21 protein-coding genes are annotated in these 24,480 nt (G+C 69.5%); 7 read left to right on the forward strand and 14 right to left on the reverse strand.

The features are described from left to right. Positions 1-27: 27 nt before the first annotated feature. The 5 genes from ahcY to ABQ271_RS11060 are packed head-to-tail and all read right to left on the reverse strand — an operon-like array spanning position 28 to position 3,665. On the reverse strand, positions 28-1,485 hold the full coding sequence (gene ahcY, locus ABQ271_RS11040; RefSeq protein WP_349308808.1) for an adenosylhomocysteinase: 1,458 nt from the start codon (positions 1,483-1,485) through the stop codon (positions 28-30). A 22-nt stretch (positions 1,486-1,507) separates the two neighbouring features. After that, positions 1,508-1,714 (reverse strand): DUF3499 family protein, encoded by a 207-nt coding sequence (locus ABQ271_RS11045; protein WP_036313226.1) that lies wholly within the window; start codon positions 1,712-1,714, stop codon positions 1,508-1,510. 51 nt (positions 1,715-1,765) lie between these two features. Next, positions 1,766-2,359 (reverse strand): CbiQ family ECF transporter T component, encoded by a 594-nt coding sequence (locus tag ABQ271_RS11050; RefSeq protein WP_349308809.1) that lies wholly within the window; start codon positions 2,357-2,359, stop codon positions 1,766-1,768. Further along, positions 2,353-3,042, reverse strand: coding sequence for an ABC transporter ATP-binding protein (locus tag ABQ271_RS11055; RefSeq protein WP_349308810.1), 690 nt, complete (start codon positions 3,040-3,042; stop codon positions 2,353-2,355). Before ABQ271_RS11055 ends, ABQ271_RS11050 begins: the two co-directional genes overlap by 7 nt. Then, complete coding sequence (locus ABQ271_RS11060; protein ID WP_349308811.1) at positions 3,039-3,665, reverse strand: biotin transporter BioY; 627 nt, start codon at positions 3,663-3,665, stop codon at positions 3,039-3,041. Before ABQ271_RS11060 ends, ABQ271_RS11055 begins: the two co-directional genes overlap by 4 nt. A gap of 52 nt (positions 3,666-3,717) precedes the next feature. Here ABQ271_RS11060 and ABQ271_RS11065 point away from each other — a divergent pair, with 52 nt between their 5' ends. Continuing rightward, positions 3,718-4,353, forward strand: coding sequence for a TetR family transcriptional regulator (locus ABQ271_RS11065; protein ID WP_349308812.1), 636 nt, complete (start codon positions 3,718-3,720; stop codon positions 4,351-4,353). On the opposite strand, the gene ABQ271_RS11070 is transcribed toward ABQ271_RS11065, so the two are convergent. After that, complete coding sequence (locus ABQ271_RS11070) at positions 4,328-4,801, reverse strand: hypothetical protein (RefSeq protein ID WP_349308813.1); 474 nt, start codon at positions 4,799-4,801, stop codon at positions 4,328-4,330. The genes ABQ271_RS11065 and ABQ271_RS11070 overlap by 26 nt on opposite strands. Positions 4,802-4,882: 81 nt before the next feature. On the opposite strand from ABQ271_RS11070, the gene ABQ271_RS11075 reads away from it, so the two are divergent. Further along, positions 4,883-5,305 (forward strand): metallopeptidase family protein, encoded by a 423-nt coding sequence (locus tag ABQ271_RS11075; RefSeq protein ID WP_349308814.1) that lies wholly within the window; start codon positions 4,883-4,885, stop codon positions 5,303-5,305. Positions 5,306-5,329: 24 nt separating this feature from the next. Here ABQ271_RS11075 and ABQ271_RS11080 read toward each other — a convergent pair whose 3' ends face one another. The 4 genes from ABQ271_RS11080 to manA form a co-directional block, all read right to left on the reverse strand. Next, positions 5,330-6,718 (reverse strand): DUF5719 family protein, encoded by a 1,389-nt coding sequence (locus ABQ271_RS11080; RefSeq protein WP_349308815.1) that lies wholly within the window; start codon positions 6,716-6,718, stop codon positions 5,330-5,332. Continuing rightward, the gene (locus tag ABQ271_RS11085; protein ID WP_349308816.1) at positions 6,715-9,576 is read right to left on the reverse strand and encodes a glycosyltransferase; all 2,862 of its coding nucleotides are present in this window, start codon (positions 9,574-9,576) and stop codon (positions 6,715-6,717) included. The genes ABQ271_RS11080 and ABQ271_RS11085 overlap by 4 nt, the downstream gene beginning before the upstream one ends. Before the next feature lie 66 nt (positions 9,577-9,642). Then, positions 9,643-9,963, reverse strand: coding sequence for a WhiB family transcriptional regulator (locus ABQ271_RS11090; protein WP_076709487.1), 321 nt, complete (start codon positions 9,961-9,963; stop codon positions 9,643-9,645). Positions 9,964-10,103: 140 nt separating this feature from the next. Continuing rightward, positions 10,104-11,246, reverse strand: coding sequence for a mannose-6-phosphate isomerase, class I (gene manA, locus ABQ271_RS11095; RefSeq protein ID WP_349308817.1), 1,143 nt, complete (start codon positions 11,244-11,246; stop codon positions 10,104-10,106). 59 nt (positions 11,247-11,305) lie between these two features. On the opposite strand from manA, the gene ABQ271_RS11100 reads away from it, so the two are divergent. From ABQ271_RS11100 to ABQ271_RS11115, 4 genes are read left to right on the forward strand one after another with little or no spacing between them, the layout of a single operon-like run. Further along, entirely contained in the window at positions 11,306-12,706 is a 1,401-nt protein-coding gene (locus tag ABQ271_RS11100) for an O-antigen ligase family protein (protein WP_349308818.1), read from the forward strand. After that, the gene (locus ABQ271_RS11105; protein ID WP_349308819.1) at positions 12,703-14,022 is read left to right on the forward strand and encodes a hypothetical protein; all 1,320 of its coding nucleotides are present in this window, start codon (positions 12,703-12,705) and stop codon (positions 14,020-14,022) included. The genes ABQ271_RS11100 and ABQ271_RS11105 overlap by 4 nt, the downstream gene beginning before the upstream one ends. Positions 14,023-14,060: 38 nt before the next feature. Further along, on the forward strand, positions 14,061-16,445 hold the full coding sequence (locus ABQ271_RS11110; protein ID WP_349308820.1) for a CDP-glycerol glycerophosphotransferase family protein: 2,385 nt from the start codon (positions 14,061-14,063) through the stop codon (positions 16,443-16,445). A 54-nt stretch (positions 16,446-16,499) separates the two neighbouring features. Further along, the gene (locus ABQ271_RS11115; protein ID WP_349308821.1) at positions 16,500-17,894 is read left to right on the forward strand and encodes a bifunctional cytidylyltransferase/SDR family oxidoreductase; all 1,395 of its coding nucleotides are present in this window, start codon (positions 16,500-16,502) and stop codon (positions 17,892-17,894) included. Between the two features lie 15 nt (positions 17,895-17,909). Here the strand turns inward: ABQ271_RS11115 and ABQ271_RS11120 are convergent, their stop codons facing one another. From ABQ271_RS11120 to ABQ271_RS11135, 4 genes are read right to left on the reverse strand one after another with little or no spacing between them, the layout of a single operon-like run. After that, complete coding sequence (locus ABQ271_RS11120) at positions 17,910-18,623, reverse strand: IspD/TarI family cytidylyltransferase (RefSeq protein ID WP_349308822.1); 714 nt, start codon at positions 18,621-18,623, stop codon at positions 17,910-17,912. Next, entirely contained in the window at positions 18,620-20,428 is a 1,809-nt protein-coding gene (locus ABQ271_RS11125) for a CDP-glycerol glycerophosphotransferase family protein (protein ID WP_349308823.1), read from the reverse strand. The genes ABQ271_RS11120 and ABQ271_RS11125 overlap by 4 nt, the downstream gene beginning before the upstream one ends. Further along, on the reverse strand, positions 20,425-21,546 hold the full coding sequence (locus ABQ271_RS11130; protein WP_349308824.1) for an NAD-dependent epimerase/dehydratase family protein: 1,122 nt from the start codon (positions 21,544-21,546) through the stop codon (positions 20,425-20,427). The genes ABQ271_RS11125 and ABQ271_RS11130 overlap by 4 nt, the downstream gene beginning before the upstream one ends. A 51-nt stretch (positions 21,547-21,597) precedes the next feature. Beyond that, the gene (locus ABQ271_RS11135; protein WP_349308825.1) at positions 21,598-23,529 is read right to left on the reverse strand and encodes a glycosyltransferase family 2 protein; all 1,932 of its coding nucleotides are present in this window, start codon (positions 23,527-23,529) and stop codon (positions 21,598-21,600) included. 81 nt (positions 23,530-23,610) lie between these two features. Between ABQ271_RS11135 and rfbA the strand changes: the two genes are divergently transcribed. Continuing rightward, a complete protein-coding gene (gene rfbA, locus ABQ271_RS11140) occupies positions 23,611-24,480 on the forward strand; it encodes a glucose-1-phosphate thymidylyltransferase RfbA (RefSeq protein ID WP_349308826.1) in 870 nt (289 codons plus the stop codon).

Raw genomic sequence — 24,480 nt, forward strand, 5'->3', positions numbered from 1 at the left:
AAGAAAATCCGGCCGGGCGTGTCGGTGTCAGTACCGGTAGTGGTCGAGCTTGTAGGGCCCGTCGACCGGCACGCCGATGTACGACGCCTGCTCATCGGTGAGGCTCGTCAGCTGCACCCCGAGCGCGGGCAGATGGAGGCGCGCGACCTTCTCGTCGAGTGCCTTCGGCAGCACGTACACACCGGTCGGGTACTCGTCGACCTTCGTGAACAGCTCGATCTGGGCGAGGACCTGGTTCGTGAACGACGCGCTCATGACGAACGACGGGTGACCCGTCGCGTTCCCGAGATTCAGGAGCCGACCCTCGGACAGGACGAGGATGCTGCGCCCCGTCGGCAGGCGGTACTCGTGCACCTGCGGCTTGATCTCGATCTTCTCGACGCCCGGCAGCGACTCGAGCGCGGCCATGTCGATCTCGTCGTCGAAGTGACCGACGTTGCCCACGATCGCGAGGTGCTTGAGCGAGAGGAGGTGGTCGACCGTGACGACGCGGGTGTTGCCGGTGCCGGTGATGATGATGTCGACCTGGTCGGCGACGTCCTCGAGCCGGGCGACTTGATAGCCGTCCATCGCCGCCTGGAGCGCGCAGATCGGATCGACCTCGCTGACGATGACGCGTGCGCCCTGGCCGCGGAGCGCCTCGGCAGCGCCCTTGCCCACGTCGCCGTAGCCGACGATGAACGCGACCTTGCCGCCGATGAGAACGTCGGTCGCACGGTTGATGCCGTCGGGGAGCGAGTGGCGGATGCCGTACTTGTTGTCGAACTTCGACTTGGTGACCGAGTCGTTGACGTTGATCCCGGGGAAGAGGAGCTTTCCGGCCGCGTGGAGTTCGTACAGGCGGTGGACGCCCGTCGTCGTCTCCTCGGTGACACCGATGAGCCCTGCCGCGAGGCGGGTGAAACGCTGCGGATCGCGCGCGAGGCTCTTCCGGAGGGTGTCGAGCACGATGCGGTACTCGGCCGAGTCGGTGTGTGCGGCATCCGGCACGGCACCGGCGGCCTCGAACTCGACGCCCTTGTGGACGAGCAGGGTCGCGTCGCCGCCGTCGTCGAGAATGAGGTTCGGTCCGTCGAAGCCCTCGGTGGACCAGTCGAAGATGCGGTCGGCGAGCTCCCAGTACTGCTCGAGCGTCTCGCCCTTGAAAGCGAACACCGGCACGCCGGCGGGGTCGTCGACAGTACCGTTCGGTCCGACGACGATGGCGGCGGCGGCTTCGTCCTGCGTCGAGAAGATGTTGCAGCTCGCCCAGCGCACCTGCGCGCCGAGGGCGACGAGCGTCTCGATGAGGACAGCGGTCTGCACCGTCATGTGGAGCGACCCCGCGATGCGCGCACCGGCGAGGGGCTGCGACGCGCCGTACTCGTCGCGGAGCGCCATGAGACCCGGCATCTCGTTCTCGGCGAGGCGGATCTGGTGGCGACCCGCTTCAGCGAGCGAAAGGTCGGCGACGACGTGTTCGATGGTCTTCACGGGAGTGGGCACGGGCCCATCCTGCCACGCAGAATCAGACGCGGAGCGTCTCGTGACGGACGACGACCCACCCCTTCGGGACGGACATGCGGCCCGTGTGGATGGCGCAGAGATCGTGGGCGTGGGGGTCGTTCCCCGCGCCGAGCGGACCGAGGACGGCCATCTGGTCGCCGTAGTCGTAGGTCAGGGTCGTCACGGCCTCACGGGCGCAGCCCACCTTGGAGCAGAGTCTCTCGAGCATCGTGCTCACGCTATCCCTGCACCAGCCGCGCTCCTGGATGCCGCGCCGGTCTCAGCCGACCCCGCGAGCCGTCAGCGCATCACCGAGGTCGTCCGCGTACCGGAGGGCGAGGACGAGGAACGGCACCACGAAGACGCGGATGCCGCGCGCTCCCCGCGCCCGCTGGGCGGCACGCACCTCGCGTGCGAGGCGCGTGAGGGTCGGGACCGTCCCGAGCGCGACGACGAGCAGGAGTGCCGCGCGGGCGGCATCCACCCCGACGACCCGCAGCGGACGGAGCGCCCGCTCGACGACATCGAGCAGGGCGGTGACGGGCGTCGTGAGCGCGAGGAGACCCGCCAGGGCGACGGCGGCCACGATGCGTACGGTGCCGACCGTCGCGGCCTCGACGCCGAGGAAGATGCACGGGATGCCGAAGGCCACCACGACGAGCCAACGGAGCGACCAGACCTGCCGCCCGAGTTCGCGCAGCCCCACGCCGGGGACGAGATAGCACGCGACGCAGACTCCCGCCGCGATCCCCGCCGCCGGCCATGCGGCGGGAAGGAGGGATACGCCCAGAACGAGAAGCAGGATGAGGACGGTCTGGGGACCGGCCGCCATCCGATGCCAGGGACCGGTTCCGGGTCGGTAGAGCGTCAGCATCGCCAGGTCGCGGCGTGCGCGGCCACGACCTCCGCGGCCTCCCCCACCTGCGCGACGCGCCCCTCGTGCATCCGGACCGCGACGTCGCAGCGCGCGGCGAGATCAAGGTCGTGCGTCACGACCAGGAGGCGATGGCCGGTCTCGGCGAGCAGGTGCCCCGAGACGACGTGGGCGTTTCGTCCGTCGAGGAATGCCGTCGGCTCGTCGGCGACGACGAGGTCCGGCTCGCGGATGAACGCACCGCACAGCGCGAGAAGCTGCTTCTGTCCACCGGAGAGCTCGTAGGCCGGACGATCGGCGAGATCTCCGAGCCCGAACCGGTCGAGCGCAGCGGCGACGCGGGCGTCGCGATCGGCGCGTGACAGTCGGTCGGCGCGGAGCGAGAACGCGACGTCCTCGGCGACCGTCGGCATGATGATCTGGGCGTCGGGGTTGCTGAAGACGATCGCGGTGCGGCGGCGGAGAGCTGCCGCATCCCTCACCGCATCGAGGCCGAACACCTCGACCGTCCCCGCCGTGGGGCGCACCAGTCCGCCGATCACGCGGGCGAGCGTGGACTTCCCGGACCCGTTGTCGCCGACGACGGCAACGGTCCGGGCGTCGAGGGCGAGGTCGATGCCCCGGAGAACGTCGACATCCGCGAGGCGCACCGACACACCGGTGAGTCGGAGGGCGCTGATCACCGGGACTGCGCCGCCTCACGAGGAACGTTCGCGGCGCGGGGACCCCATGTGCGACGGAACGCCCGCGGGTAGCCGCGGACGAGCGCGCCGACGACGACGGTCGCCACGACGGCCTTCGCGAGGTCGCCCGGCACGAAGGCGAGGTTCGCGACGAGCGCCTGGTCGACGCCGATGCGCATGACGAGACTCTGCAGCGGGATGCCGCAGGCGTAGACGACCACCACTCCCCCTATGAGGACGCCCGCGAACGTGCGCCACCACACCGGTCGCCGCCCGCCGAGATGCACGATAGCCCCGATGACGACGGCTCCGACGAGCCAGCCGATCAGGTAGCCCGCGGTCGGTCCGACGAACACGCCCGCTCCCCCGCGGCCGCCTGCCAGGAGCGGAAGCCCGATAGCGACGAGGGCGAGGAGCGTGCCGACGGAGACGGCACCGACGACGGGGCCGAGCACCGCTCCGGCGAGCATGACGCCCAACGTCTGTGCGGTGATCGGGACGCCGCCGAAGACGGAGAACGATCCCGGCAGACCGAGGACCGCGATGACGCCGGCGAAGATGGCGGCGCGAGCGAGGTCGGTCGTGTCGAGTCGGGGGGAACCGGCGGGGCGCGGGTGGGTCATGACATCCTCCTGAACAGCGTTCACGTGAACACCGTTCAGGTAGGCTAACGCCATGTCTCCGAACGAGCCAAACCCGGCATCCCGAGCGCCCCGACGGACGAAGGACGACGTCGTCGACGCCGCACTGAGCCTCCTCGACCGCGTCGGCCTCCCCGACCTGTCGATGCGGCGGCTCGCCGACGATCTCGGGATCCAGCCGAGCGCGATCTACTGGCACGTCGCGAGCAAGCAGGAACTGCTCGCGGCCGTGAGCGGACGCATCCTCGCACCCGTCGTCCTGCGCCCCGGCGACCCTTCCGACCTCGCCGGGGCGGCCGTCGCACTCGGTCATCGATTGCACGACCGACTTCTCGCCCATCGCGACGGCGCCGAGGTCGTCTCGAGCTCGCTGGCACTCGGCCTGACCCCCTCACCACTCCACGACGCGCTCGCGGAGCTCGACGACTCCCCCGCGGCGCGCGTGGTCGCCGACGCCGTGACCCACTACGTCGTCGGGTTCACCTTCCACGAACAGCAGCGCCGATCAGCGGATGCCTGGGGCACCGCCGCATCCGCGGTATCGCTCACCGCGGCATCCTTCACAGACACCGGGGACGACGGGTTCGTGGCCGCCCTCGAACTCATCGCGGGCGGCATCGGGTCGTGGCGGACCGGCGCGCAGGCTACGAAAACCACGGGACCGCGCTGAGCTGCGCGCGACCCTCATCGCCCGACGGGCTGATCGTGAGGGTGTATCGCGAGTCACCGTCGGCCTGCCGGAGGCAGACGCGATGCCACCCCTCGGCGACGGGAAGGCGGATCGAATCCGGCGCGGTCGGTCCTTCGTCGTCGAACTGGGCGGCCATCGTCAACTGCGTGTAGTCCGTGCTCCACAGGCCGCCGGGGCCGACGTGCATCACGCCAGCCGCCTCGCGGGACACGGAATCCTCGACACCGGCGTCCGCAACCACGACCGCGTCGGCATCGTCCGGGCCCGGATAGGCGACGAACAGCGATCCCGCATTCATCTGTGCAACGAAGTGGGTGAGGAGTTGGTCGAACTCCCAATCCTCGTCGACGAACCCTCGGTACGCATCGGGCGCGACGAGACAGAAGAATCCGTCCTCGTCGACGCGCAAGACAGCGGCATCTCCCATGGGGTCACCGTAGTGGCCGACGGACACGAGCCGACCGTCTGACACGACCTAGGATGGCGACATGCTCAGCAAGGTGGATCCGTGAGGCGGCGCGCACGCACGATCGCCCGCCCCGACCGCCACGGACGGCACGGGCGCCTCGACCGCAGCTCCGTCGTCCGACCGCCGCTCCCCGCGATCGAGACACGTGCCGAGAAGTTCGACCTCACGGTGACGACGGCTGTCGAGTTCCTGCGGAGCGCGTGGCCGGAACTGCGTGAGGTCCGGTTCGACATCGGATGGATGCCGGATGCCGCGGACGACGACGGCATCCCGCGCTGGGAGGTCCAGAGCGAACAGAAGCGCATCATCCTGTTCCGCCTGCCCATCGAACGCCTCGCGCGACTCCACCACACCGACGATCTGCACCGGCGGATGATGATCGAGAGCTGTGTCTTCCGGGCCGCCGCCGAGTACCTCGACCGCGACCCCTGGGACCTCGGACCCGACCGCTTCCGCTTCTGACCGCCCCCGCGTCGAGGCGTTGACTCAGCGCGGGCGGACCACGACGGGAGCAGCGGCGGCGTCGGCCGGGACGACCGCATAGCCGGCGATCGCGTCGGGCGCCGTGAAGGTCACGCCGGCTCGGAGAGTCCCGCCGGCGGGATCGAGGCGGTAGAGCTCCCCGGCACGGAGATCGACCGACACCGACCCGCCCGCAGGGACGCGGACCTCCCGCGGATCACCCGCACCGGCGCCGTCCGTGAGGACCGCGGCGACCTCCTGGCCGCCCGGGTTCACGAGGGCGAGCTGCGGCGACGGCCCGTCCGCGACCGCGACGAGGGTGGGGACCCGGATGTCGTCGGCCGTTCCGTACCAGGCGAAGTCGGACCCGGCATCCGCCCCCGTCGAGGTGTGCACGGAGGCGATCACGGGAGCACCGGAATCGACGTCGACGCGGTACCGCCCTTCGGGCAGCGTGTTGATGTCGACCTCGATAGGGACCCCGGCGGTGAGGTCGAGGTCCGGGAACGACGCCGCCACCGTGGACCCGCCGACCGGCGTGACCGAGACGGTCGCCGTCGTGTCGTCGGAGGGCGCGAGTAGACGCACCATGGTGTCGGTCGGTTCGTCTCCGCCGCCGACCGCCGAGAATGCGGGGATCGTCTGCTGCGCGCGAGGCAGACCGGTCGCACCGCCCTGATCGACACCGACGGGGACGAGCGTGCGAGTGAGGGTCGATTGGAGCACCGCCTGCACGGGCGCCTGGGTGGCGGAGACCAGCACGACGGGGCTCGCCTCGCCGAGAGCGAGCGCGGCCAGCGGCACGATCCGCTGCTCCCCCGCAGGCACCAGGATGTTCGAGCCGGCATCGGGGGTCACCCGGCCAGCCGAGGCGAAGACGGTCAGGTCGACACGGGCGGCGACGTCCCCGGGGTTCGAGAGGACGACGAGGTCTGATGCTCCCGTCAGACCGCTTCCGGCCGAGAGCCACGTCTCCATCGCCGGGGGCGTGCACGCCGAAGCGGCGAATCCGGCGAGGTCGTCCGCGGCGACGCGGGCGGATCCGGCCGCGGCGAGATCCGTCCGCATCCGATCCACCGGTTCGGCGGAGAACGATGCGACCGGCGGGGCTCCGCTCACCCCCGAGGCGATCTCCCCGGCGATGGCTGCAGGCGCTCCCGCGGCGGTCCCCGACACGACCTTCTGAGGAGCCGCGACCTGCACGGCGGCAACATCCTCGGCGTCGCGACCGGCGGCGAGCAACGGGCCCGCGCAGGAGAGGACGGATGTCGCAGCCTCCGGCCGCGTCGTGATCGAGAGCGTCGACCGCTCGACGGAGGGCAGTGGAGTGGTCACGACGAAGAATGTCCCCGCCACGACGAGGAGGCTGACAGCAGCCCCGACGCCGCGGCCGATGCGGCGGGCGGTGGTCACGAGCGGCTCCTCTCTGCGACAAGGGCGTTCCGCTCCCCGACGATGCGAGGGTGGCGCCGTCCGGCACGCAGGCTCGCTCGCGTGGGCACGGCGAGCAGCAATGCGATCGCGATGACGCCGAGCTGAAGGAGGGCCACCCGGATCGAGTGCGGCCCGGACGCATCGTCCACGGTGCGCTCGGCGATCGATCCCTTCACGCTCCAGAGGACGCCGCGGGCGGTTTCGCCGACGCTCACGAGGTCGGCGCGCTGGTTGAGGAGCGTCTGGGCGCCGAGCCGCCCCGCGCGTGCGAGGTCGCTCTCGCGGGGGGCCTCCTCGAGCAGGACGTACGCGATGCCGTGTCGGGCGAGGTCGGCGACCACGTCGCCCGTCGCGGTCGAGACGAGGTCCGCGGTCACGTGCGCGAGCTCGCGGTCGCCGGCGGTGAGCTCAGGACGCGCGGACTGCAGCGTCGTCTGCCCGCCGAGCGTCTCGCTGGCTCCCCACACCACCGATGCCGAATAGGCGGCATCCGGTTGCACCGTGAGGACGAGCGTCGCGGTCTGCTCGCCGTCCCGCTCCCCTTCGCTGCCGGCGGTCTGAACGTAGGCGGGGAGGGTGCTCGTCGGCCCATCTGTCAGTGCGGAGTCACCGCGGACCACGGCCGTGAGGGCGGGGACGGCGCCGACGGCGAGGAAGGCGATGACGAGGGACGCCGCGACGGGGACGAGCGCGTCGACGCGGCGCAGTCCGTCGAGCCCGGTGACGGCGGCGAGGACGAGGCCCGCCCAGGCGAGGGAGAGAGCAGTACCGGGCCAGATCGCGACCGGCCCCGACATCCCTGCCGTGAGCGCGACTCCCGAACCCAGGACAGCCGTCGCCACGCCGAGGGCGGTGGCCACGAGCGCAACGGATGCCGGGAGCAGGCGCCCGAGGATCGGGCCGAGGAGCGCGAGCAGCACGACGGGCGCGGTGAAAGCGGCGACCCACCAGGCCCGCCCGTCCTCGCCGAGGAACTGCGTCCAGCCGACGCCGTCCGTCGAGGGATAGCCGAAGGCGAAGAGGATCTTCGGCAGGAGGCCGTCGGGGCTTCCCCCCACGGCGAGCGGGCGCCCCGGGTCGGCGAAGATCGCCAGCGGGTCACCGAGGGTGACGTGGTACCAGCTGAGAGGCGCGAAGATCGCGATCGAGGGGATGACGAGCCACGCGACCCGCCCCACTCCCCGCCCGCGTCGCGCGGAAAGCACGAGGACCAGGGAGATCAGCCACAGGACGATGAGCGCCGGGGCGAGCGAGGGCGCGCATGCGAGGACCACCACGAGGATGATCGAAGCCAGCCCGGCACTGCTCCACGAACGTCGCGCGGCCGCAGCCGTGTAGACGAGCCACGGGAGTGCGAGGTGGAGGATGACCGCGGTCGGTCGACCTTCGATCAGCGCCGCGAGGAACATCGGCGCCACCGCCCACGCGAACGCCGCAGCACAGCGCAGGACGGAGCGTTCGGTGACGCGGGTAGCGGCGAACCATCCGCCGAGGGCAGCGAGCGGAAGGGCGAGCAGCCACAGGATCACCAGGGCGCGGGAGGGCGCGAGCGGCCAGAGGGAACCGATCAACGCCACCACCGACGCGAACGGATCGGCGGGGCCGACCGTGTCCCAGCCGAGCGCGCGGGGGCCGTAGGCGGCATCCGTCCACAGCGCGACGATTCCGCTTCGGAGCGGCGCGAGCCCGCCACCACCGAGCACGGGCCAGGCCAGCAGAGCCCCGAACGAGAGCATCGAGGTGGCGAGCGCGCCGAGGACCACCCAGGCGCCGCCGCCACTGAAGAACCGGAGTTCCTCGCGCGGTGCCGCCGCGGCATCCGCTTCGTCTTCGAGTCGCTCCCGGAGGTCGCGACGACCGATGCGGAGTTGCGCGAGCGAGAGCCAGGACGCCGCCCGATTGCGGCGGATCGTGCGACGGGCGCGGACCACGGCGGCGACCGCGAGGAGTACGGAGAACGAGGCGGCCCACTCGGGGCCGATGCGCCCGGGGTTCTTCGCCACGAGGTGGCCGAGCGTGCGCCACAGGGCGAGAGGGAGCAGAGCCAACCAGTGGAACGGCACGGCTGGGGCGGGAGCGTAGACGAGGCGCCGGTGGAGCTGCGCCTTCCGCTCCGCGTACAAGCGACGACCCCGCGCGCCGGCGGAGAGACCCGCGGGAGCCCCGGCGACACCGTCACCGGCCACGGCGACCAGCGCGGTCGGAGTGAGGGCGACGCGCCCACCCGCCAATCGTGCCCGGATGCCGAGGTCCAGCCCTTCGTCTGCGCCGGCGAGACCGGGGTCGACCCCTGCGAGAGCACTCCACACCTGGGTGCGGACGAGCACGCCGCGGATGTCGGATCCGAGGACATCCTCGCCGGTGTCGTGTTGGCCCTGATCGAGCTCGCCGTCCGCGAGGCCGACGGTGCGTCCCGTGTGGGTCATCGTCACCCCGAGCGACACGATCCGGCTGGGGTCGTCCCACGAGACGAGCTTCGGCGCGGCGAGAGCGACCGAGGGCGCGGTCTCGAGTGCTCCGGCGAGGCGTGCGAGGGCGTCCGGGGCGGGAGCAGTGTCCTGGGCGAGGAGCCAGACGGCATCGCCCGTGATCCGGCGGCTCGCGAGGCGGAGGGCGTCGGCGAAGCTGGTGCCGCGCCCGGCGACGATCACGGCTTCTGCGCCGGATTCGGACGCGAGCTTCTTCAGCTTCTCGTCGGGTCCGCAGAGGACGACGGTGAGCACGTCGGCGCGCCGCGTCTGGGCGGCGAGCGCGCGCAGCGTGCGGCTCAGATGGAGATCCGTGGGGCCGCGTCCGTGGGGGCGGACGACGAGGATCGCGTGTACTCGGGCGGGCATGGCCAGGTCAGCCTAGGTCGAGACCCGACCGTCGCGGGGAGGACGGACGGGGTGGCGCGGATCGCGTCAGGACGCGCGGCGCTTCAGCTTGCGGCGCTCACGTTCGCTGAGGCCACCCCAGATGCCGAAACGCTCATCGTTCTGCAGCGCGTATTCGAGGCATTCCCCGCGGACGTCGCAGGTCGTGCAGATCCGCTTCGCGTCGCGCGTCGATCCGCCCTTTTCCGGGAAGAAGGCTTCGGGATCGGTCTGCGCGCAGAGTGCGTCGGCCTGCCATGCGAGCGCCGTGTCCTCATCGGTGTCGATACGCCGGCGAACACCGGGGACCCCGAGGTTGACCGGGTCGACGAACCAATTCTCGGGAACGCCGGAACGGTAACCCGTCATCTTGCTCTCCCACCTGTAGACACTGGCCGCCGTGCGGCCGATGCCTAATTACACCCGTGTGATTCGCTCCGGTCAAGTCGCAAATCGTAAACCCTCAACCCGACATTGAATCTTCTTGAGGCTCACGGCGTGTCGCTGCGTCAGTCGCGCCGACCCGCTCGAGCGAGATACGCGACGCCGGATCCGCTCAGCACGACCTCCGACTCGTCCTGCGCGTACGCAGCGGTGCCGGGCGTGAGGTCGACGCGCTGCCCGGCGGTCGACACGGTGACCGCCCCTTCGGTGGCGAGCACGATGGCCGGACCGTCGAGCGGCACCGACACCGGCTCCCCCGCGGTCGCGTAACGGGTGAGGAGGAAGTCCGGCACACCGGCGTCGAACACCTCCCCGGCGCCCTCTGCGACGGGGGCGAGGAGCGGCGCGGCGCCGGGCTCGGTGTCGACGATCCGCATGAGCTCGGGAACGTCGATGTGCTTCGGGGTCAACCCGCCGCGCAACACGTTGTCGCTGGCCGCCATCAGCTCGACTCCGAGACCGTCCTGGTAGGCATGGAGGACACCCGCGGGGGCGAACACGGCCTCGCCCGCAGTCAGGACGACGAGGTTCATGAGGAGGGCGACGACGATGCCCGCGTCACCCGGGAAGTCGCGCACGATCGCACGGAGGATCTCGATCTCCTCCTCGAACCCGGGCGCCTCGGCATCCGTCAGCGCGGCGGAGACGTCCGAGACGATGTCCTGCGCCCGTCCGCTCAGCACCTCTTCGATGACGGCGCGAAGCGCGTCGGCGGGCGCCGCCCCGGCGAGCGCCTCACGGAGGCGCGAGACGCCGGGGGCCTCTCCGAACCCGGAGAGGAGGCGCTGCGTGTCCTCGACCGGGCGCAGCCCCACGAGGGCACGGAACCGGTCGCTGAGGGCGACGATGATCTCCGGCTTGTGGTTCTCGTCGCGATAGATGCGCTCGGCGGCATCGCGAGGGATGCCGGCGGCCTCCTCCGCGGCGAACCCGGCTCGCGCCTGGGCCAGGTCGGGGTGCGCCTGGATCGACAGGGAAGAGGATGCGGCGAGGATCTTCAGCAGGAACGGCAGCGGGGCTTCGCCCGTTCCGGCGCGGACGTCGACGAGCGAGCGACCGTCGCCCAGGGCGGCCGGGCTCCCGGGATGGTCGCCGAACCAGACCTCCGCCTCGGGGGCCCCGCTCGGTGTCCTGCCCTGCAGATCGGGGATGGCGGTGGGCGATCCCCAGGCGTAGTCACGGGGGGCGTTCGAGAGCGTCTCCAGCACGCGATCAGCCTACGGCGTGGAGCGGAGCGCGCGGGCTCGCGCGATACCCTTCTGTCACCATGGCCGTCCACTCCTCGCATCCGGTCTCGGCGCCGCCGGCCGCCCCGCCGCGCGAGCGGACGAGCCACATCCTGCTGCGCGGGTGGTGCATCGTCCTGCTCGTCATCACGCTGTCGGGAACGGCCCTCCCCCTCGCTTTCGGCGTGGGCATCTCCGCCGCCATCGGAATCGCGAGTTTCCTCGTGTCGGTCATCCTGTGGCTGGTGATCCGGCCGCGCGTCCAGTGGCCGCGCCTGCCCTGGTACGCGCTCACCTACCTGGTGTGGGCCGCCGCCTCGACGCTGTGGTCGCACTGGCTCGACGCGACCCTCCTGACAGTCGCCCTGCTGATCGTCACGACGGTGGCAGCGCTCTTCGTGGGGTCCGTCCTGACGTGGCGCGAGGTCGTTCGAGCCCTGGCATCCGCCCTGAAATGGATGCTGTCGCTGTCGATCCTCTTCGAAATCTGGGTGAGCGTCGTCTGGAACGGACCGATCCTGCCGCAGTTCGTGCGACCCGACGGGCGCGTCGCCGACCCGATCGTGCTCTGGTCGCGGGACAACCTGTTCGACGGTGGACGCATCCAGGGGATCTTCGGGAACTCGAACGCCCTCGCCTACGTCGCCCTCCTTGCGATCGTCGTCTTCGCCATCCGCATCGCCTCGCAGGCGCCCCGCCGCCCCGGCCTCGTGCTCTGGACGCTCCTCGCCGCCTTCCTCTTCGTGCGAGCCGGATCGGCGACCGCCACGCTCTCCGCCGTCGCCGTGGTGATCGTCCTCGTCACCGTGCTCGTCATGCGGACGACGAAGCGCGCCGGCGAGCGCACCCGCTACTACCTCCTCTATGCCGTCGTCGCCATCGGCGGCCTGCTCGCCGCGTGGCTCCTGCGCGACCGCATCTTCACGGCGCTCGGCCGCTCGAGCGACCTCACCGGGCGTGAGTCCATCTGGCAGAAGGTGCTGGAGCGCGCCGTCGAGCATCCGATCATCGGCTGGGGTTTCTCGACACCGTGGATCCCCACCGAACCGGCGTTCGATCGCTGGATCGTCGACCACGGCCAGACCGTCATGCAGGCGCACAATATGTGGGTCGACGTCTTCCTACAGCTCGGCGCGGTCGGGGTCGCTCTCATCGCCGCGGCCTACGTCGCCTTCGTGTGGCGGTCGTGGTTCTTCGCCGTCGACCGCCCGCGGTGGGACCTCGTCTCCGATCGGCCGTACACGGCCGTGACGCTCCTGCCCACCCTCACCGGGGCGATCCTCCTCGTGCAGGGACTGGCCGAGTCGACGCCGCTCCTCAACTGGGGGTGGTTCCTGCTCATCCTGTTCGCCTTCAAGATCAAGCAGGCCCCCCTGGTGGGCCGCGGCGCCTCGGAGGAGCGCCTCATCGGCGAACAGGGCGACAGGTCGCGGGAGCGATGACGAACGCTCGCGCGCTCCCGAGGCTGACAGCAGCGCTCCAGACCACGGATCTCGCCGCCGTCTTCTCGCTCGTCACGATCGGCGCCCTCTTCTCGACGCACGCACTCCGGCAGCTGATGGGGAACGCCGGATACGGCGCCATCCTCACGGGCCTCTGCCTCTTGGGGGGCGGGATGATGCTCGCCCGGCGCGCGGAGCTGCGCGTGATCCACCTCATCCCGACGACGCTCCTCATGCTTCTCACCTGGCTGCTGGTCACGGCGGGATGGTCCGGAACCCCGCAGACGACGGTCACGGGATGGCTCCAGCTCGCCGCACCCACGTTCCTTGCGGTCGTGGTCGCACAGTTCCGCGACACCCTCCAGACCGTCCGCGCGACGGGCGATGTCCTGCGCGTCCTTCTCACCGTCTCGCTCGGGCTCGAGATCCTGAGCGGCATCCTCCTCGACCTTCCGATCACCTTTCTCGGAATCGCCGGCAATCTCGCCGAGGGCGGTCCCGTGCAGGGCATCTTCGGAACGCGCACCGTCCTGGGCGTGGTCACGATCATCGCCCTCGTGACCTTCCTCGTGGAGTGGCGGACTCGATCGGTGAGCACCGGGGTCGCCATCGGCTCGGTCGCCCTCGCCGCGGTCCTCGCGGTGTTCACGGCCTCGCCGATCGTCCTCGGAATGGTCCTCATCTCCGGAACGGCGACGGGGGCGCTCGCCGTCGTCCGTCGGGTCCGCCCGAGCGTCCGTCCGATCCTGCAGAGCACCCTCGCGGTCGCGGTCGCCGTCGGGCTGCTCCTCGCCTACCTCTTCCGCCGGCCGTTGGTGTACTGGCTGAACGCCGAGCCCGACTTCTTCACGCGTTCCCGGCTCTGGAACATCATCCTGGACATGTCTGCGCTCCGCCCGGTCCAAGGCTGGGGCTGGGTCGGCACGTGGCCGGACCACCTCTCCCCCTACACGTACATCCGCATCGTCACCGGGCGCGCACAGTCCTCGGCGCTCAACGTGTGGATGGACGTCTTGATCCAGGCCGGGACGGTCGGCGTCGTCCTCCTGGTCGCCTTCGTGGGGCTGGCACTCGCCCGTGCGTGGGCGTCGGCGAGCGAGCGGAAGTCGACGGTCTACGTCTGGCCCGCCCTGGTCATCATCGTCCTCCTCACGGATTCGATCGTCACGAGTTCGCCCCTCGGCGGATTCGGGTGGTTCCTGCTCGTCCTCTGCGCCACCCGCGCGTCCCTCGTGCGCGGCTGGCGCCGCGAACGGCCGCTTCTGCCCGACACGGCCATCTCGCCTGACGCGTTCGGGCCCGGCGCACCGGCTTAGAATCGACCGACACCCGCCACGATCCAGGAGGTCCTCCCGTGCGATTGCTTCGCAGGTACCTGCGAGGGAACGCCTTCCTGCAGAGGTGGCGGTTCGGTCTGTGGATCGCCCTCTACTCCCTCGCGTCCCGACTCTTCCGCGTGCAACCGGGGCGAACGCTCTTCCTCTCGGACTCGCGCACCGACTTCTCGGGGAACATCGCGTTCCTGCGCGACGAGATCGCCCGTCAGCGACCCGACGTGACCGTCGTGGGCATCTTCAAGGCCGGCCTCGCCGAGCGACGGCCGCTCCGGGACTCCCTGCGACTGCCGTGGGAGCTCGCTCGAGCGCAGACGATCGTGCTGGACGACTACTACCCGATGATCTACCCGCTCCACCTGCGACCCGAGACGCGCCTCCTCCAGGTCTGGCACGCCGCGGGCGCGTACAAGAAGGTCGGCTGGAGTCGCGCCGGCCTCCCGGGCGGCCCGCTGCCGGGGTCGGTAGCGCACCGCAACTACACGGATGCGACGGTGAGCTCGGAGGCGATCCGATCCGACTACGCCGAGGCCTTCGCGATGGACATCGCCCGGGTGCACCCGCTCGGCGTTCCCCGGACGGACGTGTTCTTCGACACGGAACTCATCGCACGGACCGCGAACGAGGTCCGTGCGCGTCTCGGCATCCGCCCCGATCAGCGCGTCGCGGTGTTCGCCCCGACCTTCCGCGGCAACGGTCAGCTGAGCGCTCACTACGACATCGATGGTGTCCCGTGGACGGACCTGGCGGAGAGCCTCGGCGACGAGTGGGTCGTCCTCGTCAAGCTCCACCCCTTCGTCGCGCGCAAGGGTGCGGACATCCCGGCCCACGAGCGGATCATCGACGTCTCCGCCGAACGCGAGCTCAACGAACTCCTCATGGCGGCCGACGTCCTCATCACCGACTACTCGTCCGCGATCTTCGAGTTCTCGCTACTCGGCCGGCCGATGGTCTTCTTCTGCCCCGACGTCGAGGTCTACGCGGCGGAGCGCTCGTTCTATCACCCGTTCGAGGACTACCTCGCCGGCCCTGTCGTCACCGAAGGCGCCGACCTGGCGGCCGCCATCCGCGACGCCCGCGCAGGCCAGGATCTCGCCGCATTCCGCGAGCGCTTCATGTCCGCCTGCGACGGCCGGTCGACGGAACGGATCGTGCGGGAGATGATCCTCACTCCGCGCGACGTCCACGAGCGGCCGCGCCTGCTCGATGACCCGCCCGTCCAGCCCACCCGCATCGATGGACCGGTCGGTCGCCATCTGGTGGCGGCCCGGGTCCTCCGGGCAGCGCTGCGCGCCTGCTACGCGCCTCTGAAGCTGCTGCCCACGCGCCGCAAAGTCGTGATGATCAGCCGGGAGCACCCGGTCGAGACCGACGACTTCGTCGACCTGCGGACATCGATCATCGCGATGGACCCTTCCGTCACGGTCGTCTCGCTCGTCCGGATGGTTCCACCGGGCCTCGTCCGGAAGATCGGCTACGCCGCGCACCTGCTGGTGCAGCTGTACCACGTGGCCACCGCGCGGGTGCTCATCGTCGACACGTACTCGATGGTCGCGAGCATGCTCCGCCACAAGGACGATCTCGTCGTCATCCAGATCTGGCACGCTCTCGGCGCCTTCAAGAAGTTCGGGCTGAGCATCCTCGGCACCGGTGAAGGCCGCGACGAGCGGCTCGCCGAGGCGATGCGGATGCACGAGGGGTACGACCTCGTGCTCGCCAGCGGCGAAGCATGCCGGGCGCCGTACGCCGAGGCCTTCGGGACCGACGCGAGCCGGATCGTCGTCGCGCCGCTCCCCCGCGTCGACCGCCTCCGCGACGACGCCCGGAACCGCGAGACGCGCGAACGCATCTACCGCCGGCACCCGCACCTGCGGGGACGGAAGGTCGCCGTATTCGCCCCCACGTTCCGGATCGAAGACACCGCGATGGCCGCTCCCGACGACGTCGTCACTGCACTGTCGGAGATCGGCGTGCACGTCGTCGTGAAGCTGCACCCGCTGATGACGCTCCGCGACGGCGGAGTCGACACCGCCGAGGGCTTCTCGACGCAGGAGATGCTGACCGTCGCAGACGTCTTCATCACGGACTACTCCTCGACCCTCTTCGAGGCGGCCGTGCGAGGGGTGCCGACGTACTTCCTCGCCCCCGATCTCGACGAGTACCTCGCAACCCGCGACTTCTACCTCGACTACCGTCGCGACCTTCCCGGCCCCGTCTGCACGACCGTCGCGGAATTGGTGTCAGCCATCGACTCCGGTGCGGCGAACGCAGCGGATGCCGCGGCATTCGCACGTCGATGGGTCGCCGAGACGGATGCCGCCACGGGACGCTCCTGCACGGACCGGATCGCGCGCCTGGTACTCGACCGAGTCGACGGACACAGCCACGCAGAGGCCCTCGCATAGGATGGTGCGGGCGTGCCAGAGCACGCGCGCACCGACTCACGAGGAGCTCTCGCCGTGACCACAGCCCGCACTGTCGCCGTCGTCCTGGCCGGTGGCATCGGAGTCCGGGTGGGCCTCGGCATCCCCAAGCAGCTCATCAAGATCGCCGGAAAGGCGATCGTGGAGCACACGCTCGAGGCGCTCGAGGGCAGCTCGCACATCGACGAGATCGTCATCATGATGAACGAGGCGGCGATCGGCGAGCTCGATCACCTGCTCGAGAGCGACCGGTTCGCGAAGCTGACGCGCATCCTCCCCGGCGGCGAGACGCGCAACGACACGACCCAGCTGGCCATCGCGGCGCTCGAGGGCGACGACACGAAGGTCCTGTTCCACGATGCCGTCCGCCCGTTCATCGACGACCGCATCATCGAGGACTGCGTCCGCGCGCTCGACACGTATGAGGCCGTCGACACCGCCATCCCCTCGGCCGACACGATCATCCAGGTGGATGCCGACCGCCTGATCACCGGCATCCCCGACCGTTCCCTACTGCGTCGCGGCCAGACCCCGCAGGCGTTCCGACTCGGCACGATCCGCAAGGCCTACGAGATCGCGGCGACCGACCCGTCGTTCCGCGCCACCGATGACTGCGGCGTCGTCTTCGCCTACCTTCCCGAGGTCCCCATCTACGTCGTGGACGGCACGGCGGAGAACATGAAGGTCACCGAGCCGATCGACGTGCACATCGCCGACAAGCTCTTCCAGCTGCAGTCGGCGAGCCTCTCGCTCGAGAGCCTGACGACCGTTCCCGACCTCTCCGAGAAGACCGTCGTCGTCTTCGGCGGAAGTTACGGGATCGGCGAGAGCATCGTCGCGCAGGCGAAGGATGCCGGGGCCACGGTTCACGAGTTCAGCCGGTCCTCCACCGGTACCGACATCCGCTCCGGCAAAGCCGTGCGGGCGGCTCTCGCGGATGCCTACGCGCAGAGCGGTCGGATCGACGTCGTGATCGTCACGGCCGGGGTTCTGCGGATCGCACCGCTCGTCGAGAGCCGCAAGCGCGACCTCAAGGACACGATCCAGGTCAACCTCGTCGCGCCGGCGATCGTGGCGCGCGAAGCCCATCCGTACCTCGTGGAGACGGGCGGGCAGGTCGTCCTGTTCACGTCGAGCTCGTACACCCGCGGCCGGGCGGGCTACAGCGCCTACTCGGCGACGAAAGCGGGGGTCGTGAACCTCACTCAGGCCCTCGCGGAGGAGTGGGAGCTGTCACGGGTGCGGATCAACTGCATCAACCCGCAGCGCACCCGCACACCGATGCGGACGCAGGCCTTCGGCGAGGAGCCGCTGGACAGTCTGCTCGACCCCGCCGACGTGGCACGAGTGACGTTGAACGTGGCGGCATCCGACCTGACGGGTCAGATCGTCACGGTGAACGTCGCCGCGATGCGGAACGCGGCGAGCTGAGGCCCACGCGGCCCGTCAACCGCCGATCTGGTTGCGCTCGAGGACATCGAAGAACGCGCGGCAGACGTAGTAGTCCTCCGCCGTGGTGATCTTGATGTTCGATCGCGGCCCGTCGACCCGGTACAGGGTGTGTCCGTAGCGTCGCAGCAGGCTGCACGTGTCGATCGAGTCGTTCTCGCCATCGGCGACGGCCTGGTCGTAGACGCCCAGAACCGTGTCGAGCCGGCCGCTCTGCGGCGCCTGCGCGACGAAGAGATGGTCGCGCGGGATGACCTCGTCGACCGCTCCGTCCGCCGAGGAGATGATCGTCTCGTTGAACTTCGTGCTGGTGATCGCAGGGCCCTTGGCACGGACCGTGTCGATGTTCGCCGAGATGACGTCGGCGTCGATCAGCGGGCGCACACCGTCGTGGAGGAGCACGACCGTGTCGGCGGGAGCCTCGTTCGCGACGGCGCGGAGCGCGCGGTGACGCGACTCCTGGCCAGTCGCTCCGCCGTCGACGATCCAGTTGACCTTCGTCAGCTCGTATCGTGCGACGAGGCGCGCGAAACGGTCTCGCCACTGCGGGAGGATCGAGACCGCGATGCGGTCGATCTCGGGGTGATCCTGGAAGTGCTGCAGCGTGTGGACGATGAGCGGGGTGCCGTGGATCTCGAGGAACTGCTTGGGCAGCGTCGCCGAGGTCATGCGGGAACCGATTCCGCCGGCGAAAATGATGGCGATGTTCACGCGATCTCCTCTTCTGGGACGTCCTTCTCACTGGACTCTGCGGTGTTGGCGGAACGCTCGGTCGGCACCGGGCTCTCCGTGATCTTCTCGGTGTCCGGGTTGCCGATGATCAGCCAGTCGATGACACGGTCGGCCGCGCCGGTGTCGACGCGGTCGAAGTTGAGGCGCCGGAACTCGGCGACCTTCTCCTGCTCGAACTCACCGGTGCGGAGCGCATCGAGGACGTCGTCGAAGGTGTTCGCGACGCGGCCGGGCGCCGTCTCGTCGTAGTCGCGGTGGAAGCCGCGCGTCGCCGCGTAGTTGACCTTGTCGGGTGCGAAGAACAGCATGGGGCGATCCAGCAGCGAGAACTCGTAGATGATCGACGAGTAGTCGGTGATGAGCACATCCGTCGCGTGGAGCAGGTTCAGCCCGTCGGGGTAATGCGTGAAGTCGAAGAACCGGTCGCGGTACTGCTCGGGGATCTCGATCGGGTTCTTGACGAAGTGATGCATCCGGAACAGGACGACGGTGTCGTCACCGCAGACCTCGTACAGCGCGTCGAAGTCGATCTGGCTGTAGTCGTAGAACGCCGTGTAGATGGACCGGCCGCGGAACGTCGGCGCGAACAGGACGACCTTCTTGCCCGCGATCTGCGGGTTCTCCGCGGCGAACTTCTCCAGGAACTCGTCGCGCGTCTTCGGATCGAGGAACCAGTCCACGCGCGGCAGGCCGGTCGGGATGACGGCGGCCTCCTCGATGCCGAACGCCTCCGCGTACACGTGTCGCAGGTGCTCGGACCCCGTGATCGCGAACGTGTACTGCCGGTGGGGATGCCACAGCTTGGGCGAACCCAGGTTGCCGAACCGGCTGTAGCCGACCGACTTGAAGCCGCTGCCGGCGTGCCAGAGCTGGATCACCTTGGTGCGCGGATCCATCCGGAGGCTCTTCAGGATGCCGAAGTAGTCGTCGAGGAGGACGATCTCGCTCGTCGCCAGGAGGTAGATGATCCGGAGAGTCGTGCCCCATCCGCCCGCGCGCGGCAGGCGGAACGAGTACTTCATGTCGAAGCGGTCCTGCAGACCGCGCTCGACGATCCGCTCCTGGACACGGCGGAGGTTGCCCTCGATGCGAACGCGCTGATCGGAGGCGAAGAGGATGCGTCCCGGCTTCACGCCCACCGTGCGGGTGATGATCTGATAGATCAGTCCGGCGTACTTCTGCTTGGAGGGATGCCCGACGAGAAGCGCTTTGAGCCGCTTGATCGGCCGGAACTTCTTCGGCTTGGGGCGCGACCGGAAGAGATGGTAGCTCCGCATGAGGAAGTCGAGGCGCTCGAGGTCGGCGGAGTTTTCCGCGATGCCGAACGACACCGTGGCGACGGCGCGGTTGCCGTCGTAGAGGAAGACGCGCGAGCCTTCGTCCAGTTCGAGCAGGGAGTTCCCGTCGAAACGGGCCGGTGCCACACGCTCCCCGTGGGCGAACATGACGATGCGCCACGTTCCGTTCGGGATCGCCTGCCGGTCGCGGAAGGTGGGGACGTCGACGTGAAGTTCGAACGTGCCCGGGCCGGTCGCGGTGAACGGCACCGGGATGCGACGCTTCCCGTCGATGAGTCGGAAGTCGACGGCAGGCGGCGGGACCTCGCCCCACTCCGGCTCGAGCGGGGTCCACGAGTCGGTCTGCTCGACGGTCAGTCGGATCGTCAGCTTCGAGCGCTCCCAGGAGAGCGAGTCGACGGTGACGTCGAACGGCGGCTGGGGACGGACCACCTGCTCCGATTCGACGGGCTGCGCGGATGCCGCGGGCACGATGGCGTCGGTCACGGTGTCGCCCCCTCTCCGCGTTCCTCATGCCAGGCGATCGTGCGGTCGAGACCGCGCCTGAGCCCCGCGTGCGGTGCCCAGCCGAGACTGCGAAGACGCGCGTCATCCAGTCCCTGACCCTTGACCGCGTTGTATCGGCTGTGGTCGACGCCTTCGGCGAAACGGACGGTGAGGTTCTTGTCGGGCCGCGCCTGCGTGAACGCTTCGGCGAGTTCGCGGATGCTGATGAAGCCGTCGCGATCGGAGATGTTGTACGCGGTGTCCTCACCGAGGAGGATCGCGGCGAACATGCCGGAAACGGCATCTGCCAGGTAGGTGTAGGTCCGCCGGGCGCTGCCATCGCTGTTGAGTGTGATGTCGCGTCCGTGCAGGACGTCCGCGGTGAAGTCGGCCTGCACGCGTCCATCGTCGAGCGCCATGCCGGGACCGTAGATGTGCCCGAAGCGTCCGATCGTGATGGGCACGCCGTACTGCGCGTGATAGCTCACGGCGATGGTCTCCGCGGCGCGCTTGCCCTCGGTGTACGACGCACGCGGGTTCAGGATGTCGACGGAGCCGTACTCGTCCTCGGCGACGAGCGAACCGTCGGCCACCCGCTGACCATAGACCTCGGCGGACGACATGAGGACGAACCGCGCTCCCCCGGACGCGACGCAGAGATCGAGGAGTCCGAATGCGCCCATCACGTTCGCGCGGATGGTGTCGACGGGGCTCGCAGCGTGCAGCGCCGGCCTCGCGGGCGATGCGCCGTGGATGACGAGATCGATGCGGCGATCGATCTCGATGGGGTGCCGGACATCTCCCTGCACGAGGACGAGGTCGGAACGGTCGGCGACGGGGCCGAACTGTCGACGGGCCTTCTCCGGGTCGCGCACGAGCGCGAGCACGGTGATGCCGGCATCCCGCACGTCATTCAGCCCGAGCAGTGTGTAGACGGCGTAGGCCGGGATCATTCCCGCCGCGCCCGTCACCAGGACGGTTGCGCCGTCGAGATCGTGCCAGGGCAACGACTGCCCGAGGATGTCGGCGATGTCACCGTCGACGGTGGCGCTCCCGGTCACGCGAGGGTCGGGGGCACTGGGGGTGGATCCGCCGCCACGGGCTGTGTGTTCAGGCATTTTGCCGATTCTACGGCACCGGGTCTGGAGACCCCTGAGCGACGGACCGTCTCACCGAAGCCCGAGCTTGCGGAGGACCCGCCCCACCTTGCGCCGCAGCGTCGGAGTCGGTGCGGGCTTCGGCACGGGCTTCGGCGCGGAGTCCGTCGACGGCCGAGTGCTGCGCTCGAGGACGCGGCGGGTCCCCTCGGAACGCACGATCCACGCTCCCGGCCCGCCAGGAGCACGGTCACCGACACGGACCTCGACGGTGGCGCGGTCGAGGCCCGGGACGATGAGGTGAGCGACACCGTCGACCACCTTCAGGCGAGCGGGTAGCTCGGCAGGCTTCGACTCCTGCGCGTTCCAGACCGACACGACGGTCGCGACGTCACCCGCGCCGTCGTGGCGACCGGCGAGGCCGAGGACCAGGTCGCCGTCGACGACGGCAGCACTTTCGGGCTCCAGTCGCCGCACGGCTTCGCGCTCACCTCCGGGGATGACGGTCGCGTTGCTGCTGTCGTTCGGATAGACGAGGTGCAGAATCCCGCCCGTGACCGTGACGGAAGCCGGAATCGTCGACTTCACCACCCGGTCGGTCGAGCTGTTGCCGAATCGCGCGTGCAGGTGGAGATCCCAGTGCGTCGCTCGCTCGAGCGGAGCACCCGATGCGGCCGCAGCCGGGTCGAGAGTGAACTCGGCCGTCGCGGAGACGCGGACCGATCCATCGGGGAGGTCTTCGACGCGAACGTCGCTCTCCAAGGGAAGCGCCCAGGCGATCCGTGATCGCCGAGACCGCACGAGACCCGTGAGGGTGATCCCGTCCACCTCGTCGGTCATGTCGGTCGCGTCGGCACTCACCAGAGCGCGGACGTCCGCGGGGAGCTCTTTCCGGATCCGATCGCCGTCGCGCACGAGCGCAGGGACCGTTCCCTTCGAGTCCGACCACGTCACGTCGGTCGCCACGTGGAGGACCCCGTCCCGCCACTCGACCGACGTCGCACGACTCCACCCCGGTACGGCGGCGTCGGAAACGCAGATCTCCTCCAGGAGATCCTGGCGATCCGCGCGCAGGAGCTCGGCCCGCACCCGCTTGGACGAATTCATGCGGTCCTCGAGGCGGGCGAAGTCGAAGTCCCGCTGCAGGGCTTGAGCCTGCTCGAACATGAAGCGCCGCTGCTTCGGCGTGCGGGTGACGTACTTCGAGTCGAAGACGCCGACGAGGCGGTTGCTGTACTGATGCAGCTCGAGCTGCTCGCGCTGGAGGCGGTTCTCCTCGCCCGGGAGCTCGTCGATGATCGCCTGGCAGACCTTCGGCAGCCATCGCCAGAAGTCCTCGCCGTGTTTGACGAAAGTGGTCGAGCCGCTCCCCTTGGTCGTCACCCAGTGGTAGTACGGCACGGAACTCAGGGTCGAGATCACCGCGGCGTGACGCGCGACGAGGACGTTGAAGAAGATGTCCTCCCACAGCACGCGGGCGCCCTCGACGAAGCGGATCCCGTTTTCATTGAGGAACGCGCGACGGTACATCTTGTGGGGATTCATCGGGATCAACGGGTGCCCGTCCGTCCGCCCCACGGACTGCGGCCGGTCCTGGTCGTACGTGCTCATGCCCCACGACGGCGACGTCGTGCGGGCTTCCTTGCCGTTGACGGCGTCGGCACGATGCGCGACGCCGAACTCGTAGGCCGCGCGGAGCGCGTCGGGGTACAGCTCGTCGTCGTGGTCCATGAAGGCGATGTACTCACCCCGCGCCAGCTCGATCCCGACGTTGCGGGGCTTGGACGGCCAGCCGGAGTTCTCGATCGCCTCGACGCGGACGTTGCTGTGGGCCGTCGCCAGCTTCCGCAGCCGCTGCAGCGTGTCGTCCGGTGAGCCGTCGTCGACGAAGATCACCTCGAACTCCGAAGCCGGCATCGTCTGTCGCTCCAGCGAGCCGATGAGTCGGGCGAGTCCTTCGGGGGGCGTCTTGTACGTGGGCACGACGACGGAGACCTTGATCACGCATCCACTTTACGGGCGGGGCCGCGGCGATCCCGGATTTCCCGTCCAGGTCGACAGCGTCCCTATGGGACGATGGGTCGCATGAAGGGCATCATTCTTGCGGGGGGCTCGGGGACGCGTCTGCACCCGATCACGTTGGGCGTTTCGAAGCAGTTGATCCCGGTGTACGACAAGCCGATGATCTACTACCCGTTGTCGACGCTGATGCTGGCGGGGATCCGGGACATCCTCATCATCACCACCCCGCACGACGCGGAGCATTTCGAGCGTCTCCTGGGTGATGGCTCGCAGTTCGGGGTGTCGTTGACCTTCGCGCGGCAGCCGTCGCCGGACGGGCTCGCGCAGGCGTTCACGATCGGCGCGGACCACATCGGCGACGACAAGGTCGCCCTCGTCCTCGGCGACAATCTGCTGTACGGCCCCGGGCTCGGATCGCAGTTGGCGCGCTTCGACGACGTCGACGGTGGCGCGGTGTTCGCCTACTACGTGGGCGAACCCGAGGCATACGGTGTCGTCGAGTTCGACTCCGAGGGTCGCGCGATCTCGCTGGAGGAGAAGCCGGCGCACCCGAAGTCGAACTACGCGGTGCCGGGTCTGTACTTCTACGACAACGACGTCGTGCAGATCGCTCGCGACCTGAAGCCGTCACCGCGGGGAGAGTACGAGATCACCGATATCAACAGCGCGTATCTTGCGGCGGGCAAGCTGCAGGTGCAGGTGCTCCCGCGGGGCACGGCATGGCTCGACACCGGCACGTTCGATCAGATGCTGGATGCCGGTGAGTACGTCCGCACGATGGAGCGGCGCACGGGGCTGAAGATCGGGGTGCCCGAGGAGGTCGCATGGCGGCAAGGGTTCCTCACTGACGATGAGCTGCGTACGCGTGCGGAGAAGCTCGTGAAATCCGGGTACGGCACGTACCTGCTCGACATCTTGAACAGGGGCGCATGA

The sequence above is a fragment of the Microbacterium sp. MM2322 genome (assembly GCF_964186585.1).
In the GTDB taxonomy this organism is placed as follows: domain Bacteria; phylum Actinomycetota; class Actinomycetes; order Actinomycetales; family Microbacteriaceae; genus Microbacterium.

Excerpts from the sequence above, each read along its gene's own strand:
- ABQ271_RS11045 (WP_036313226.1), bottom strand. The coding sequence starts at position 1,714 with ATGCTCGAGAGACTCTGCTCCAAGGTGGGCTGCGCCCGTGAGGCCGTG.
- ABQ271_RS11050 (WP_349308809.1), bottom strand. The coding sequence starts at position 2,359 with ATGCTGACGCTCTACCGACCCGGAACCGGTCCCTGGCATCGGATGGCG.
- ABQ271_RS11060 (WP_349308811.1), bottom strand. The coding sequence starts at position 3,665 with ATGACCCACCCGCGCCCCGCCGGTTCCCCCCGACTCGACACGACCGAC.
- ABQ271_RS11065 (WP_349308812.1), top strand. The coding sequence starts at position 3,718 with ATGTCTCCGAACGAGCCAAACCCGGCATCCCGAGCGCCCCGACGGACG.
- ABQ271_RS11070 (WP_349308813.1), bottom strand. The coding sequence starts at position 4,801 with ATGGGAGATGCCGCTGTCTTGCGCGTCGACGAGGACGGATTCTTCTGT.
- ABQ271_RS11085 (WP_349308816.1), bottom strand. The coding sequence starts at position 9,576 with ATGCCCGCCCGAGTACACGCGATCCTCGTCGTCCGCCCCCACGGACGC.
- ABQ271_RS11090 (WP_076709487.1), bottom strand. The coding sequence starts at position 9,963 with ATGACGGGTTACCGTTCCGGCGTTCCCGAGAATTGGTTCGTCGACCCG.
- ABQ271_RS11100 (WP_349308818.1), top strand. The coding sequence starts at position 11,306 with ATGGCCGTCCACTCCTCGCATCCGGTCTCGGCGCCGCCGGCCGCCCCG.
- ABQ271_RS11105 (WP_349308819.1), top strand. The coding sequence starts at position 12,703 with ATGACGAACGCTCGCGCGCTCCCGAGGCTGACAGCAGCGCTCCAGACC.
- ABQ271_RS11130 (WP_349308824.1), bottom strand. The coding sequence starts at position 21,546 with ATGCCTGAACACACAGCCCGTGGCGGCGGATCCACCCCCAGTGCCCCC.
- rfbA (WP_349308826.1), top strand. The coding sequence starts at position 23,611 with ATGAAGGGCATCATTCTTGCGGGGGGCTCGGGGACGCGTCTGCACCCG.